Below are 14,842 nucleotides of genomic sequence, written 5' to 3'. Positions count from 1 at the left end.
TTCGCCACCCCCTCGCCCGCCGACGCTGGCGCGCCGCTGCTCGGGTGACAGCACATTCCTCGATGCGCAGAGGTGGTGGGTCAGTACGCGATGCCCGCGACGAAGCCGAGTTCCAGCAGATCCTGCGGGCGCAGGCGGAGCAGCCCGGCCAGTTCGGGCGCGTCGGCCGGGTCCCGCTTGAGGATCGCCGCGCTGGACTCGGGCGCGATCACCGCGAAGTAGGCGTCCGAGGTGATCCAGGTGCGTTCGGGCGCGGCCAGCGCCAGCGCACCGCCGGACCCGCCCTCACCGATGACCAGCGTGGTGATCGGCACACGTGCCTCGGCGACCGCGGCGAACACCTCCGCGATGGCCGGGCCGACGCCGCCCTGCTCGGCCGCGGCGTCGTTGGCCGCGCCCGGCGTGTCCACCAGCGTCAGCACCGGGATGCCGAGCTGGTCGGCGAGCCGGACCAGCCGGGCCGCGGTGCGGAACCCCGCCGGGGTGTTGGCCGTCCCCGTCTGCGCGGCAAACGCGACCGTGCGGCCCTCGTGGTCGCCGAACCCGCAGATCATTCCGTCGTCACGGCCACCGGCCCGGTCCCCGCTGATCTCGAACCGGGAAGCGAAGTAGGCGTCCAGATAGGCGCGTGCCCGCGGCCGGTCCTCGGCGCGCGCCCGCTGCACCGCCTCCCACCCGCTGCCCGGCAGCGCACCCGCGGTGAGCGCCGGCGGGACCGGGGCCGGATCGGGCGGGCGCACCGACCGCTGCGGATGCAGCAGCGACACCAGATCCGCCAGCACCTCCGGCAGTTCGGCGTCGTCCACGACCCGGTCCACCTGCCCGTCGGCGAACTTGCCCTCGGCGCTGAACGCCGCACCGGTGTCGCTGGGGTGCCGCACCCTGCTGCCGCCGAAGGCCACCGCCGCACCGGGCGAGGCGAGTACCACGTCGGCCGCGGCCGACAGGGCTGCCCACATACCGCCGGTGGTCGGGTTGCGCAACACCGTGATGTGCGGGACGCGCTCCTGCCGGGTCAGCACGCAGGCCCGCGCGATGGCCTGCAACTGGCGCAGCGCGCAGATGCCCTCCTGCATGCGGCTGCCGCCCGACGCGACCAGCGAGATCACCGGCAGCCGCAGGTCCCGGGCCTGCTCGAAGGCCGCCACGATGCGCGCCCCGGCGGCGATGCCCACCGAGCCGCCGAGGAAGGCGAAGTCGAAGGCGACGAGCACCGCCTCCGCCGAGCCGACCCGTCCGCGCCCGCACAGCACCGACTCGCCCGCACCGCTGCGCTCGGCGGCGCGGGCCAACTGGTCGTCGTATCCCGGCCAGCCCAACGGGCCGTCCGGGAACACCGGCACCGGCGGGGGTTCGAACTCCTCGAACCCCCGGCTGATCGCCTCGACCAGGTCGCGAGCCGCGGAGTGCTCAGCCATACCGCAGCGCCTTCTTCTGCACCTTGCCCATCTCGTTGCGCGGCAGGGCGTCCAGGAATCGCACCACTCGCGGGCGCTTGTGCGGGGTGAGCAGCCGCGCCACGTGGTCGACGAGCTCCTGCTCGGCCACCTCCTGGCCAGGGGCGCGCACCACCCACGCGACGATCCGCTCCCCGAGATCGGCGTCAGGCTCGCCGGTGACCGCGACCTCGGCCACCGCCGGGTGCTCCAGCAGCGCGTTCTCGATCTCCCCGGCGCCGATCTTGTAGCCGCCGCTCTTGATGATGTCGGTGGCCTTGCGCCCGACGATCCGGATGTAGCCGTCGGGTGCGCGGGTGGCCATGTCACCGGTGCGGAACCAGCCGTCGACGAACGCCTGCGCCGTGGCGTCGGGGCGGTTGAGGTAGCCGCTGAACAGGTTCGAGCCGCGCACCAGGATCTCGCCGACCGTCTCGTCGTCGCTGACCGTGATCTCCTCGCCACGCTCGTCGACGAGCTTGAGCTCGACCCCGGCGAGGGGTCGCCCCACGTAGCCGGGGCGGCGGTCGCCGTCGGCCCGGACACCGCAGTTCATGATCGTCTCGCTCATGCCGTAGCGCTCGACGACGCGCAGGCCGGTCAGCCGCTCGATGCGCTCGTGCTCCACCGCGGGCAGCGCCGCCGAACCCGACACCAGCAGCCGCGCCCGGCCGACCGCCTTGCCGATCTCCGGGTCGCGCTCGGCGTCGTCGGCCAACCGGTGGTACATGGTGGGCACGCCGAACATCATGGTGGCCGGCCCGGCCAGCTCCTCGGCGACCGCGGCGGAGGAGAACCTGCCGAGGTGGTGCACGGCGCCGCCCAGCCGCAGCGGGCCCAGGGTGCCGAGAATCAGCCCGTGCACGTGGAACAGCGGCAGCGCGTGCACCAGCACGTCCCGCGCGGTCCACTCCCACGCCTCGGCCAGCGCGTCGAGGTTGGCACGGATCGCGCGGCGCGGCAGCACCACGCCCTTGGGCGGCCCGGTGGTGCCCGAGGTGTAGACGATCAGCGCCGGCTCACCCTCGTCGGGCTCCGGCGGCAGCTGGCCGCCCCGCACGGCGAGGTCGATCTCACGCACCGGCACCTCGCCGAGCCCCTCGGGAGCCTGGAAACCCGGCGGGACCAGCAGAACCTCCGGCCGGCTGTCGCCAAGGATGTGGGCCAGCTCCCGCTTCCCCACCTTCGGGTTGATCGGCACCACCGCGACACCGGCGGTCAGCCCGCCGACCACGGCCGCGCAGGTCTCCAGTGAGTTCGTCGCCCACACCGCGATCCGCCCGGCGCCCGCGACCTGCTCGGCGATCCCGGCGGCCACGCAGGCCAGCTCCCGGTAGTTCAGCGCGCGCGAGCCGAAGCGCAGCGCCTCGGAGTCGTTGGGCTCGTGCAACTTCGGCAACAGCACCGGTGCCATGGCCACCTCCACGTCAGCAACATCTCACCCCGGGACCTGGGCTGCCCGCCGGATCGGCAGTGGTCCACTGGCTCGTCCACTTTTGCGTCACGTCAGGACCGCGTCAAGGGCCCGTGGCAGGATTGGCTCATCCACTGGGCCACATGCCCAGTGTTAGCCTGACCACAACGTCGTCCGGCCTGGAGGATCGCGGTGTCCGAAGCCCTGCGCCCGCTCGCCCGCCCGCGCCTGTACGAGCAGGTCGTGCAGCGGTTGCGCGAACATGTGGCGGACTCGGGCCTGCGGGTGGGCGATCGCCTCCCGCCCGAGCGCGAGCTGGCCGAGCGGCTCGGAGTGAGCCGTGCCTCGGTCAAGCAGGCGATCGTGGTGCTGGAGGTGCAGGGGCTGGTGGAGGTCCGGCACGGCGGCGGCACCTACCTGCGCCGCGCGTCGCTGGACGTCGAGCCGGTCGATGAGCTGGTGGCCCGTAAGCGTCGCCTGCCGGACGTGCTGGAAGCGCGGGAGGCGCTGGAGACCAAGCTGGCCGAGCTGGCCGCGCAGCGGCGCACCGAGGCCGACCTGGCGGAGATCGACGCGGCGCTGGCCGACATGCGCCGCGAGATCGAGGCGGGCGAGCTGGGCAGCGAGGGCGACCGGCGGTTCCACGCCGCGGTCACCGCCGCCGCGCACAGCTCGCTGCTGGCCGACTTCATGCGCACCATCGCGTCGGAGATCGCCGAGAGCCGCCAGGAGTCACTGCGCCAGCCCGGCCGGCCGAGCAGGTCGCTGGCCCAGCACGAGCGCATCGCCGAGGCGATCCGGGCGGGCAACCCGCGGGCGGCGGTCACCGCGATGCGCCGCCACCTGCGGACGGTCAGCCGGGTCCGCCTGCTGTCCTGGGAACCGGACGACGACGCCCGCGCCGGCGAGGAGTGAGCCGGCCGCCCACGACGCCGCAGCCACCGACGCCAGGCGTGCGACACGCCGCCGGCGCCACGGTCCGCACCGGCTGGCACCTCGGAAATCGCCCGGATGGGTGATCGATGGTGGGGTCCGGTATGGTCGGTGCGCCTGGCTCGGAGTGTTCCGGGAGTGACTGACGTGATCGACCACCCTGATCCGCCGCGCGGCGGACGCGCCGCCGGTTGGGTGGTTCGATGATCGGGTGGCTGCTGGCCACCGCGGGCACGGCTGCGCTGGGCAGTGTCTTCCCGCTGGTCAACATCGAGCTGTACCTGCTCGGCGCGGTGTCCACTGTGGACGGCGTGAGCTGGTGGGCGTTCGGGCTGGCTGCGGCCGTGGGCCAGGTGGCCGGCAAGACGCTGTTCTACCTGGCTGGCAAGGGCGGCTTCGCCCTCGGGGAACGACTGCGCCGCCGGCTGGAGGCCGGACGCCGCGGCCGGTGGGCGAACTGGCTCGAGAAGTTCCACCAGCGCACCGAGGAACGCCCATGGTGGGGACTGGGCGTGCTGTCGGTCAGCGCCGTGCCCGGCATCCCGCCCTACAGCCTGATGTGCTTTTTGTCCGGCGCGGCTGGCCTGCCGCTGCTCGGGTTCCTCGCGGCGAGCCTGCTCGGCCGCTCGCTGCACTTTCTGATCGTCGCCGGGGCCCCCGGCGTGCTGCACTGGCTACCGTCGGCACTGGGATCCTGAACCCACCCATTCCACTCCTCAAGGAGTTCGCCACCGCACTCGCCCCAGCACCAGGCCGCGCCGTGCGTTCGGTGTCGGAGCAAGCGATGGTGTGCCCGAGTTTCGGGTGGAGTGTTGTTGGGCTCGTTGCGTCGTGATCAGGTGGTGTGGCGGCGGACGAGGGCTTCGGCGACGGCCACCAGGAGGGACGCCGCGACGAAGCCGACCGACACCAGCAGGCCGCTGGCGATCGCCGCGTCGAAGCCGTGCGCGGACAGCGCGCCGAAGAACAGGCCCGACGCCGCCGCGGTGCCGACCGCCGAACCGATGCGCTGGCCGGTCTGCTGCACCCCCGCCGCGATGCCGCCGTAGCCCGGGTCGATCTCGCTGAGCGTCACCGTCTGGTTGGGGGAGATCACCAGCCCACTGCCAGCGCCCGCCACCAGCAGCGGCAACGCCGTCACCCACCCGACCGCCGGACCGGGGTGCGCGGCCAGCAGCAGATCCGTGGCCATCAAACCCGCGAGCGCCGCCACCAGCCCGATGATCACCAGCCGACGCCCCAACCGGTGCACGATACGTCCGCTCAGCGCCGACGACACCGCCGAGCCCACCGCGAACGGCGTGAGCGCCAGCCCCGCCAGCAGCGCCGAGTACCCGAGCCCGCGCTGGAAGTACACCGCGAGGACGAAGAAGATCCCGGTGAATCCCGCGAAGTACAGCAGTGCCAGGCCGGCGCCGAAGGAATAGCTGCGGATCGTCAGCAGCCGCAGGTTCACCAGTGGTGCGCGTCCGCGCGCCTGGTACAGGTGCTCCCACACCACGAACAGCGCGAGCAGCACCGCGGCGACGGCCAGCAGGTACCACGGGGTGCCCCGGCGGCTCTCCTGCTCGATCAGCGGCAGCAGCAGGCACAGCAGTCCCCCGCCGAGCAGCAGCACGCCGACGAGGTCGAGGCTGCTGGCCCGGTCGGCCGGCACGTCGCGCGGTAGCACCCGCAGCCCGTAGAGGATCGCGGCCGCGCCGATGGGCAGGTTCACGAAGAACACCCAGCGCCAGCCGTCCTCGGCCCCGGCGAGCTGGATGATCAGCCCGCCCAGCAGGGGCCCGATCGCGGTGGAGATCCCCACCACCGCCCCGAACAGCCCGAACGCCCGCCCCCGGTCGCGGCCGTGGAACAGCTGCTGCATGAGGCCGAGCACCTGCGGGCTGAGCATGCCCCCGGCCGCCCCCTGCAACAGCCGCGCCACCACCAGCCACAGCGGTTCGGGCGCGAACCCGCACAGCGCGCTGGCCGCGGTGAACAGCGCCAGCGCCAGCAGGAACATGCGGCCGCGGCCGCGGTCGTCACCGAGACGTCCGGCGGGCACCAGGACCAGCCCGAAGGTCAGCGCGTAGCCAGAGACCACCCACGCCAGCGCGGTGGCGGGGGCGTTCAGCCCCAGCTGGATCGACGGGAGCGCGACGTTGACGATGCTGACGTCGAGCAGGGTCATGAAGCCCGCGACCAGGCAGATGCCAAGCACGCGCCAGCGGTGCCGGTCGGCCTGCTGCGGGCGGGTCTGCTCCACCGGGTCGGTCGCGTTCACCGACACAGCTCAGCACGTTGGCCGCGGGCTCGCAGCGCCCCGGGCGTGGTGGTGGGGTGCACAAGCGTTGCGACCGACTGACTTGTCAGTAACGAAGCAGCTCACCGCCCGCGCCGGGGCGAGACCCATCACCCGATTTCTAAGCCCTCCTCCCCCGAAAGCACGATCAACCAAGGATCGCAACACCGATCCAGGAGATTGCGATTCTCGCAATGGACGCTAGCGTTTGGCCCCGTGCAGGACACGATGTCGGCGCTGCGCCAACGGGTGCGGGACGTGCTGCGTGAGTACCCGGGGAGCCAGCGCGCCTTCGCCGAGCGCATCGGGCTGGACCCGACCAAGCTGTCGAAGTCGCTGACCGGCACCCGCCGGTTCACCCCCGCCGAGCTGGCCCGGATCGCCGAGGCCGGCGGGGTCACGGTGAACTGGCTGATCAACGGCAGCGACCAGGCCGAGACGGTGGTCGCCGTCCCGCAGCACACCGCCCGGTCCGGCCGCGCACCCGCCGACCGCCGCGAGGCCGGCCGCTACCAGCAGATCCTCGACGCGGCCTGGAAGCTGATCGCCGAACGCGGCTACCACTCGGTGCGGGTCGCCGACGTCGCCGAGGCGTGCGGCACCAGCGCGGCCACCATCCACTACTACTTCCCCGGCCGCAACGACCTGCTCACCGAGACGCTGCGGTACTCGGTGCGGCTGGCCTTCGACCGGCAGGTCGCCGAACTGCACGGCATCGAGGACGCGCACGAGCGCCTGCTGCGCCTGGTCGAGCTGCAGCTGCCTACCCCGGGCCTGCTGCGCCTGGAGTGGTCGATCTGGTTGCAGGTGTGGACCGAGAGCGCCCTCAACCCCGACCTGCAGGTACTGCACAGCGACTCCTACACCCGCTGGCACGACACCATCGCCCGCACCATCCGCGAGGGCCAGCAGCAGGGCGTGTTCACCGACACCGACGCCGAGGAGCTCACCGTGACGCTGACCGCGCTGATCGACGGGCTGGGCATCCAGGTGCTCGCCGGGCGCCCCGGCCGGTCGGTGGAGCGGATGCGGCAGGTGCTGCGCGACTTCGTCGAGCGCGAGATCGTCCGGCGCTGACCGGGCACCCGAAATCCGCGGGGCCACCGCGGCCCGGAAAGGAGTCCAGCGATGGGCAACCACGTGATCATCACCGCCGCGCTCACCGGCGCCGGCGACACCACCGGCAAGAGCGAGTTCGTCCCGGTCACGCCCGAGCAGATCGCGCAGGCCGCCGTGGAGTCCGCGGCGGCGGGCGCGGCCGTGGTGCACATCCATGTGCGCAACGTCGAGACCGGCCAGGGCTCCCGCGACGTGGCGCTGTACCGGGAGGTGGTGGAGCGCATCAGGGAGACTGGCGTCGACGTGGTCATCAACCTCACCGCCGGGATGGGCGGCGACCTGGTCATCGACCAGGACGACCCGCTCAAGCCGGTGGACGGCACCGACCTGGTCAACGGCCTGGACCGGCTGCCGCACGTCGAGGAGCTGCTGCCGGACATCTGCACGCTGGACTGCGGATCGCTGAACTTCGGCGAGGGCAGCCAGCTCTACGTCTCCACCCCGGACATGCTGCGCGCCGGGGCCGCGCGGATCCAGGAGCTGGGCGTCAAGCCGGAGCTGGAGATCTTCGACACCGGGAACCTGTGGTTCGCCACGAAGCTGATCGAGGAGGGGCTGATTGACGCCCCGCCGCTGTTCCAGCTGTGCACCGGCATCCCGTGGGGCGCTCCGCCGGACCCGGGCGTGCTGCAGGCGATGGTGAACATGCTGCCCGCCGGCGCGAACTGGGCCAGCTTCGCCATCGGCCGCGACCAGCTGCGCTGGGTGGCGCTGACCGCCGCGCTGGGCGGCAACGTCCGCGTCGGCCTGGAGGACAACCTCTACCTGCGCAGGGGCGTCAAGGCCACCAACGGCCAGCTCGTGGAGCGCGCCGTGACGATCATCGAGGCGATGGGCATGTCGGTCGCCACCCCCGACCAGGCCCGCGAGCAGCTGGGCCTGAAGAAGCGTTGACACGGCTGGGAGTTGCTGAGGTGGACGAGAACACCCCGAGCCCGGCCGCGGTGCGGCGGGTCGCCTGCATCGGCACGGGCGTCATCGGCGGCGGCTGGGTCGCGCACTTCCTGGCCCGCGGCTTCCGGGTGAGCGCCTGGGATCCGGCGCTGGACTTCGAGGCCCGGCTGCGCCGGTTGGTGGAGGCCGCGTGGCCCGCGCTGACCGAACTCGGCCTGGCCGACGGCGCGTCCCGGGAGAACCTGGTGGTCGCCGAGACGCTGGAGCAGGCCGTGGCCGAGGCGGAGTTCGTGCAGGAGAGCGCGCCGGAGGACCTGGCGGTCAAGCGCGACCTGCTGGCCCGCATCGACGCCGCGACCCCGCCGGGAGTGGTGGTGTCCTCATCCACCTCCGGGTACGGCATGACCGAGATGCAGGTGGACTGCGCGACCCCGCAACGGCTGGTGGTGGGCCACCCGTTCAACCCGCCGTACCTCATCCCGCTGGTCGAGATCGTGGGCGGCGAGCGCACCGAGCGGTGGGCCGTCGAGTGGGCCGCGGAGTTCTTCGCGGCCACGGGCAAGTCGGTGATCGTCCTGGACCGCGAGGTGCCGGGCTTCACCGCCAACCGGTTGCAGGAGGCGATATGGCGGGAGGCGCTGCACATGGTCGCCAACGGCGAGGCCACCGTGGCGCAGATCGACGCGTCGATCACCGAGGGGCCCGGGCTGCGCTGGCCGCTGCTGGGGCCGTGCCTGACCTTCCACCTGGCCGGTGGTGAGGGCGGCATGGCGCACATGCTCGACCACTTCGGCCCGTCGCTGAAGTCGCCGTGGACCCGGCTGGAGGCACCGGAGCTCACCGACGAGCTGCGGGAGGCGATGGTCAACGGCTGCGAGGAGGCCGCCGGGGGCGCCAGCATCGCCGAGCTGGTCGCCGCGCGCGACCGGGCGTTGATCGCCGTGCTGCGCGCGATCAAGGACGTCCGCCGGGACCTGCTGTGACCGGGCCGCGGCGGTTCCCGCCCGCGGTGGCCGACCGGCTCGCCGCGCTGCTCGAAGCCGCCCCGGACTACGCGCGCCGCGCCATCGGCTGAGGCTCGGCGCCGGAAAACCGCTGGAGCGCCAAAGGCGATTCGCGGTGGGCGGGGGCGTACCGTGGAGACCAACCGCCTTGTCCCGGGAGGTCGTGGGTGAACGCGTGTGACCGCGCCCGCGGTCTGCTGACCGGGGTCGGCCTCGGTGATGCCATGGGCGCGCCGTTCGAGGGCAAGCCCTCGGTCGGCGAGCGGGCCCTGCGGGAGTTCGAACGTTCCCCGGACCAGCTGCGCTACACCGACGACACGGCCCTGACCATTGCCGTCGCCGAGCACCTGCTGAGCCGGGCGCGGCTCGGCGGGCACCTGCTCGACGAAGCCGAGCTGGCCGCCGCGCTGGTGGAGGCGTGGACCCGCGAGCCGTGGCGAGGGTTCCCCCGCACCGCGGCCGGGCTGTTCGAGCAGATCAGTAACGGGATGCCGTGGCGGGACGCGGCGGTGGCGGTGTTCCGCGGCAGCGGGTCGTTCGGCAACGGCGGCGCGATGCGGTGCGCGCCGGTGGCGCTGGCCGCGAGCAGCGCCCACCACGCCGCCGAGCTGGGCCGCCGGACCGCGTCGGTGACCCACGGCCACCCCGACGGCCAGGAAGGCGCCGCGGTGCAGGCGTGCGGCGCGTACCTGGCGCTGCACGCGGCCCAACCGCTCGATACCGAGTCGTTCCTGTCCAGGTTGGTGCGCGTCATCCGGGACCCGGGGTGGGCGCGGCGGTTGGAGGCCGTCGCCGCGCAGCTCGGGCACCGCGACCCCCACCGCGCCGCCGAGGCACTGGGCAACGACGTACGCGCCACGCACTCGGTGCCCCTGGCGCTGTGGGCGTTCCTCGCCCACCACGACAGCCCGGTCGACGTCGTGCGCCAGTGCATCCGCGCCGGTGGTGACACCGACACCATCGCCAGCATGGCGGCGGCGCTGACCGGGGCCCTGCGCGGCGCGGCGGGCTGGCCCCAGTCCTGGCTGCGCCGCATCGAGGGGATGGCGCTCCTGCACGAGCTGGCCGATCGCCTGGCCCGCATTTCGGGATGACCGGTGCGGGCGGGCTCGTCTACCGTGGCGGGTGCTCCGCCCAGCTACCGACTGGAGGATCGATGGACCCCGAAACGCCGGAAGCCGACGCCGCCGAACAGGTCCGCCCGGCGGAGGACGTTCTTGACGAGGAGGAGCCAGGGACGCTGGAGGTGCCGCTGGACGCCGACCCGGCCGACGCGGCGGACCAGAGCCGACCGGTCCCGCTCGACGACGCCTACGACCACGACTGACCGCCACCGCGGGGCGCGGCAAGGCGACCTGCGACCGACTCGGCGACGATGCACCTGTCAAGCCCGGGAGGCATCACGGCAGGACGCGGCCCGGGTTGAGGATGTTGTTTGGGTCGAGGGCGTTCTTGATCGCGCGCTGGGTCCACAGCGCCGGTTCGTCGAGTTCCTCGCCGAGCCAGCGGCGCTTGAGGTGGCCGACGCCGTGTTCGCCGGTGATCGTGCCGCCCAGTTCCAGACCCAGCGCCATGATCGCGTCGAACGCCTGGTGCGCGCGGGCAGTCTCGGCCTCGTCGTCGGAGTCGAAGGCCACGACCGGGTGCATGTTGCCGTCCCCGGCGTGTCCGGCGCACAGGACCCGCACGCCGTGCTGGTCGGCGATCCGGCCCAGCCCCTCCACCAGGTCCACCAGGTGGCGGCGCGGCACGCACACGTCGTCCACCAGCAGCGCCAGGCCCAGGTGCTCGTGGGCGTCGCCGACCAGGCGGCGGGCCTGCATGAGCAGTTCGCCCTCGGCGGGGTCGTCGGCGACGATGACCTCGGCGGCGTCGAAGGAGCGGGCCACCTCCTCGAAGGCCGCCAGCTCCGCCGGTGCGGCCTCGCCCCGGTCGGACTGCACCAGCAGCATGCCCGCCATGCCGTCCGGGAACCCGAGGTCGGCGATCTTCTGCACCGCCAGCACCGTCGGGCGGTCCATGAACTCCAGCACCGACGGCCGGTGCCCCTTCCCCAGGTAGCCGGCGACGGTGCGGGCGGCGTCGGCGACGGTCGGGAAGAACGCGACCGCGGTCAGCGGCCGGGCGGCGGCCGGGCGCAGCGCCACGGTCACCTCGGTGACCACGCCGAGGGTGCCCTCGGAGCCGACGATCAGGTGCGTCAGGTCGTAGCCGGCGACGCCCTTCGCGGTGCGGCGCCCGGTGCGCATCACCCGGCCGTCGGCGAGCACGACCTCCAGGCCGCGGACGAAGTCGCCGGTGACCCCGTACTTGACGCAGCACATGCCGCCGGCGTTGGTGGCCACGTTGCCGCCGATGGTGGAGATGTCGCGCGAGCCGGGGTCCGGCGGGTAGAACAGGCCGTGCTCGGCGACCGCGGCCGCCAGCACCCCGTTGATCACGCCGGGCTGCACGACCGCGATCTGCTCCTCGACGTCGATCTCCAGGATGCGGTCCATCTTCTCCAGCGACAGCAGGATGCACCCGTCCAGGGCGTTGGCCGCGCCGGACAGTCCCGAGCGGGCGCCCTGCGGCACCACCGGCACCCGGTTCTCGTTCGCCCACCGCAGCGTCGTGGCGACGTCCTCAGTGGACCGTGCCCGGACCAGCACCGACGGCGTCCCGGACGGGCAGAAGGTGGCCCGGTCCCTGCGGTGGGCCTCCAGCACGTCGACGTCGTCGAACACGCGGCCTTCGGGCAGCAACTCCCGCAGCGGGTGCGCATCGGTGGTGGTCATCGCCTGCATCGTCTCCGACAGGTGGAAGTGGTCTGACCTGTCGAACCTAACCCGTCGTCGCCGGAACTCCCAGCCCCTGACCGTCGTTCCCACGGCTCAGGAGAACCTTGGAACGATCATGGTGAGCCACCCCACAACCGGTGCTCACCGAGCGGTGTCCACCGCTGTGCCGTGGGATCGCATGGGCCGGTCGGCACGCCGTGGTCAGCCGGGCCAGAGGTTGAGCATCGCGGCGAAGCCCTCCCGCCAGCTCGGCCAGGTCGGGCGCCAGCCGATCGTCTCGCGCAACCGGAAGTTCGTGGCACCGCGCTGCTCGGTCAGCTGGTGCACCGTCAGCCAGTCCAGCTGCGCCCGGGCCTGGTCCATCGTCAGCGAGACCGGGGCCGGGCCGCCGACCATGCGGGCGTAGGCGGGCAGCCACTCCGCGGACTCGGCGGGCTCGTTGTCCACCACGTTGTAGGCGCCCGGTTCGCCGGCGGTGAGCATCTCCAGCACTGCCCCGGCCGCGTCGTCGACGTGCGTGAACGACGTCAGGCCGACACCGTCGGACACCAGCGGCAGGCCGCTGCCGCGCACCCGCGTGTGGATCGCACCTCCCGGCGCGTAGTGCGTTCCCGGGCCGTACAGCGCGCCGTAGCGCAGCGCCACGCCCTCGATGTCCGGGCAGGTCAGCAGCGCCTCCTCCATCGCCGCCAGGCCGCGCACCACGGCGCCCCAGCACCCCGGCGCATCCGTCCACAGTGGAGAATCTTCGTCCAGCACCTCCTCGCCGTGCGGGCGGTAGGCGGCAGCCATGCTCTGCCCGATGATCCGCCGTGCCCCCACCGACACCGCAGCGGCGACCAGGTTCTTCGCACCGCGCTCCCGGAGTTCCGCGGTGCGGCGCAGCCCCTCGTCCCGGTCGCGGCCGCCAAAACCGGATGTCTGGTCGATGACCACGTCCGGGCTGGCGCGGCGTAATGCGCGCCGCAGCCCGGACGGGTCCAGTAAATCGGCCACGGCCACGTCGTCGGCCTCGGCCGCTTCGTCCACCCCGTCCGCCCGCCGGACCAGCGCGGTCACGTGGTGACCTCGCTTTCGCAGCAGGGGCAACAGCGTTCTCCCGACCACGCCGGTCGCACCGGCGACAACCACACGCAGGGGCACTTCGACCTCGCACCGGGTTCAACGTCAGCGGGGTGGAAGCGTACCCCGGCCGGACATACCCGGAACGGGTGAAAATAGACTGTTTTCCGTGGCGGCGGACCGGGCGCCGCTCGCGGCCCGGCCCGACCGCCCCGCTCGAGGCTGGATCAGAGGGTGCGGATACCCGCGGCCTGCGGCCCCTTCGGGCCCTGGGCGATCTCGAACTCCACCCGCTGGTTCTCCTCCAGCGTGCGGAAACCGGTGGCGTCGATGGCGGAGTAGTGGGCGAACACGTCGGCGCCGCCGCCGTCGGGAGTGATGAACCCGTAGCCCTTCTCCGCGTTGAACCACTTGACGGTACCGGTAGCCATTCCTTGTCTCTCCTGATTCTGCTGGCCAGGGTCAACACCACGCAGACCCCAAGTCGCTGAGATGATCACCCCGGCCGAACGGCCACGGCACAAAAAAGTGCCTGCGTTCTGGCAGGCACTTTCCAGTACTGCTGGGACCAAAACCGCAACCGCTGCAACGCTAGCACTCCGTTCGCGCGATGTCACACATCGAACGCAGCATGTCAACGCGGTCGGCGCGGGGCCGCGTCGCGGCGGTTGCGGCGCACCTGCTACGGGATGCTCAGCAGGCCCTGGCCGCTCTCCTCCGCGGCCTGGTTGCGCTCGGTGCGCTGCTCGACCAGCTGCAGCGCCGACGCCCGCGGGGTGCGGCCCTCGGTGTCCCAGGCCGCCAGCAGCGGTGGGATCTTGGCCAGCATCTCCTCGCGCAGCACCTGGAACGAGCGCACCGGGTCGGCATCCACCCGGCCCAGCAGCAGCCACCACGCCCAGGCGGCCGCCCCGGCGTTGGCCACGAAGTCCGGGATCACCGGGATGCCGCGGGTGGCCAGCAGTTCCTCGGCATCGGCGGTCACCGGGGTGTTGGCCGCCTCCACGACGACCCGGGCGTTGATCTCGGGCACCAGCGGCGCGGTGATCGCGTAGGACACCGCAGCCGGGACGAGCAGGTCGACGTCGGCGGAGAGCACGTCCTCGCGCGGCAGCCGCCGCACGTGCTCGGGCACCCGCGTGCGGTCGATCTCGCCGAAGCGGTCGCGGGTTTCCAGCAGCGCCGGGACGTCCAGCCCGACCGGGTCGAACAGGGCGCCCGCCGCGTCGGCCATCGCGACGACCTTCAGTCCCGCCTCGTGCAGGTAGAACGCCGTCCCGCCGCCCATGGTCCCGACGCCCTGCACCGCCACCGTGGTCCGCGCCGGGTCCCAGCCGCGCGCGTGCACCACGCCGAGGCAGCTCTGCGCCACCCCGTAGCCGCCGACCACGTCGCCGAGCAGCAGACCACCGGGCACGGGGGCGTTGAGTCCGGCGCGGACGCGGCGCAGCGTGCGCTCCGGGTCCGGGGCCCGGCGGATCGCCGCGTGGTAGGACTGCCCGAGCCCGACCTCCGCGAACACCTCGTCGATGAGGTGTTGCGGCACCCCCAGGTCCTCGGCCGTCACCCAGTGGGCGGCCAGCCACGGTCGCATGGCCCGCACGAAGCGGCTCAGCACGCCGCGGGCCTGCGGGTCCTTCGGGTCGCAGTCGATCCCGCCCTTGGCGCCGCCCACCGGCAGGTCGAACACGGCGGTCTTGCGCGCCATGCCGAGCGCCAGCGCCTCCACCTCGGACATCGTGCAGCCGGCGCGCATCCGGGTCCCGCCCGTGGCGAGACCGGACACCAGGCTGTGCACGACCAGATAGCCGTTCCGCCCGGTCACCGGGTCAGTCCAGGTCACCCGCAACAGCGGGTCACGGTCGACGACTGCCATGGGCCGAACCTCCTCCCGTACGCATACCTGACACACCTGG

At 72.8% G+C, this 14,842-nt stretch carries 14 protein-coding genes; 7 read left to right on the top strand and 7 right to left on the bottom strand.

Features of this window, described 5'->3' with window-relative positions; genetic code table 11:
- Positions 1-80: 80 nt before the first annotated feature.
- Positions 81-1,418: a carboxyl transferase domain-containing protein gene (locus IEY17_RS11665; RefSeq protein WP_188987371.1), complete on the bottom strand. Its 1,338-nt coding sequence runs from the start codon at positions 1,416-1,418 to the stop codon at positions 81-83.
- Positions 1,411-2,850 carry an acyl-CoA synthetase gene (locus IEY17_RS11660; RefSeq protein ID WP_188987370.1) on the bottom strand — a complete coding sequence of 480 codons (1,440 nt, stop codon included), beginning with the start codon at positions 2,848-2,850 and terminating at the stop codon, positions 1,411-1,413. Before IEY17_RS11660 ends, IEY17_RS11665 begins: the two co-directional genes overlap by 8 nt.
- 192 nt (positions 2,851-3,042) lie before the next feature.
- On the opposite strand from IEY17_RS11660, the gene IEY17_RS11655 reads away from it, so the two are divergent.
- Complete coding sequence (locus tag IEY17_RS11655) at positions 3,043-3,765, top strand: FadR/GntR family transcriptional regulator (RefSeq protein ID WP_188987369.1); 723 nt, start codon at positions 3,043-3,045, stop codon at positions 3,763-3,765.
- Positions 3,766-3,986: 221 nt separating this feature from the next.
- Positions 3,987-4,481: a VTT domain-containing protein gene (locus tag IEY17_RS11650; RefSeq protein ID WP_188987368.1), complete on the top strand. Its 495-nt coding sequence runs from the start codon at positions 3,987-3,989 to the stop codon at positions 4,479-4,481.
- Between the two features lie 137 nt (positions 4,482-4,618).
- Here the strand turns inward: IEY17_RS11650 and IEY17_RS11645 are convergent, their stop codons facing one another.
- A complete protein-coding gene (locus tag IEY17_RS11645; RefSeq protein ID WP_229680052.1) occupies positions 4,619-6,049 on the bottom strand; it encodes an MFS transporter in 1,431 nt (476 codons plus the stop codon).
- A 234-nt stretch (positions 6,050-6,283) separates the two neighbouring features.
- Between IEY17_RS11645 and IEY17_RS11640 the strand changes: the two genes are divergently transcribed.
- The 5 genes from IEY17_RS11640 to IEY17_RS11620 all read left to right on the top strand — a co-directional run bounded on the left by IEY17_RS11640 (position 6,284) and on the right by IEY17_RS11620 (position 10,411).
- Positions 6,284-7,144 carry a TetR/AcrR family transcriptional regulator gene (locus IEY17_RS11640; protein ID WP_229680051.1) on the top strand — a complete coding sequence of 287 codons (861 nt, stop codon included), beginning with the start codon at positions 6,284-6,286 and terminating at the stop codon, positions 7,142-7,144.
- 51 nt (positions 7,145-7,195) lie between these two features.
- The gene (locus tag IEY17_RS11635; protein ID WP_188987367.1) at positions 7,196-8,080 is read left to right on the top strand and encodes a beta-keto acid cleavage family enzyme; all 885 of its coding nucleotides are present in this window, start codon (positions 7,196-7,198) and stop codon (positions 8,078-8,080) included.
- A 20-nt stretch (positions 8,081-8,100) separates the two neighbouring features.
- On the top strand, positions 8,101-9,063 hold the full coding sequence (locus tag IEY17_RS11630; protein ID WP_188987366.1) for a 3-hydroxyacyl-CoA dehydrogenase NAD-binding domain-containing protein: 963 nt from the start codon (positions 8,101-8,103) through the stop codon (positions 9,061-9,063).
- A gap of 188 nt (positions 9,064-9,251) precedes the next feature.
- Complete coding sequence (locus IEY17_RS11625) at positions 9,252-10,178, top strand: ADP-ribosylglycohydrolase family protein (protein WP_229680050.1); 927 nt, start codon at positions 9,252-9,254, stop codon at positions 10,176-10,178.
- A 62-nt stretch (positions 10,179-10,240) separates the two neighbouring features.
- Positions 10,241-10,411, top strand: coding sequence for a hypothetical protein (locus IEY17_RS11620; RefSeq protein ID WP_188987365.1), 171 nt, complete (start codon positions 10,241-10,243; stop codon positions 10,409-10,411).
- Positions 10,412-10,484: 73 nt separating this feature from the next.
- On the opposite strand, the gene IEY17_RS11615 is transcribed toward IEY17_RS11620, so the two are convergent.
- The 4 genes from IEY17_RS11615 to IEY17_RS11600 form a co-directional block, all read right to left on the bottom strand.
- Positions 10,485-11,861: an FAD-binding oxidoreductase gene (locus IEY17_RS11615; RefSeq protein ID WP_188987364.1), complete on the bottom strand. Its 1,377-nt coding sequence runs from the start codon at positions 11,859-11,861 to the stop codon at positions 10,485-10,487.
- A 204-nt stretch (positions 11,862-12,065) separates the two neighbouring features.
- Positions 12,066-12,995, bottom strand: coding sequence for an NAD-dependent epimerase/dehydratase family protein (locus IEY17_RS11610; protein ID WP_188987538.1), 930 nt, complete (start codon positions 12,993-12,995; stop codon positions 12,066-12,068).
- Positions 12,996-13,153: 158 nt separating this feature from the next.
- A complete protein-coding gene (locus IEY17_RS11605; protein WP_188987363.1) occupies positions 13,154-13,357 on the bottom strand; it encodes a cold-shock protein in 204 nt (67 codons plus the stop codon).
- Between the two features lie 251 nt (positions 13,358-13,608).
- Positions 13,609-14,802: a Glu/Leu/Phe/Val family dehydrogenase gene (locus tag IEY17_RS11600; RefSeq protein WP_188987362.1), complete on the bottom strand. Its 1,194-nt coding sequence runs from the start codon at positions 14,800-14,802 to the stop codon at positions 13,609-13,611.
- Between the last annotated feature and the right edge of the window lie 40 nt (positions 14,803-14,842).

Origin of the sequence: Saccharopolyspora thermophila (genome assembly GCF_014646075.1) — a bacterium.
GTDB lineage: Bacteria > Actinomycetota > Actinomycetes > Mycobacteriales > Pseudonocardiaceae > Saccharopolyspora > Saccharopolyspora thermophila.
Note: the sequence above shows the minus strand (reverse complement) of the source record. Positions and strands in the feature narration are given on the sequence as shown.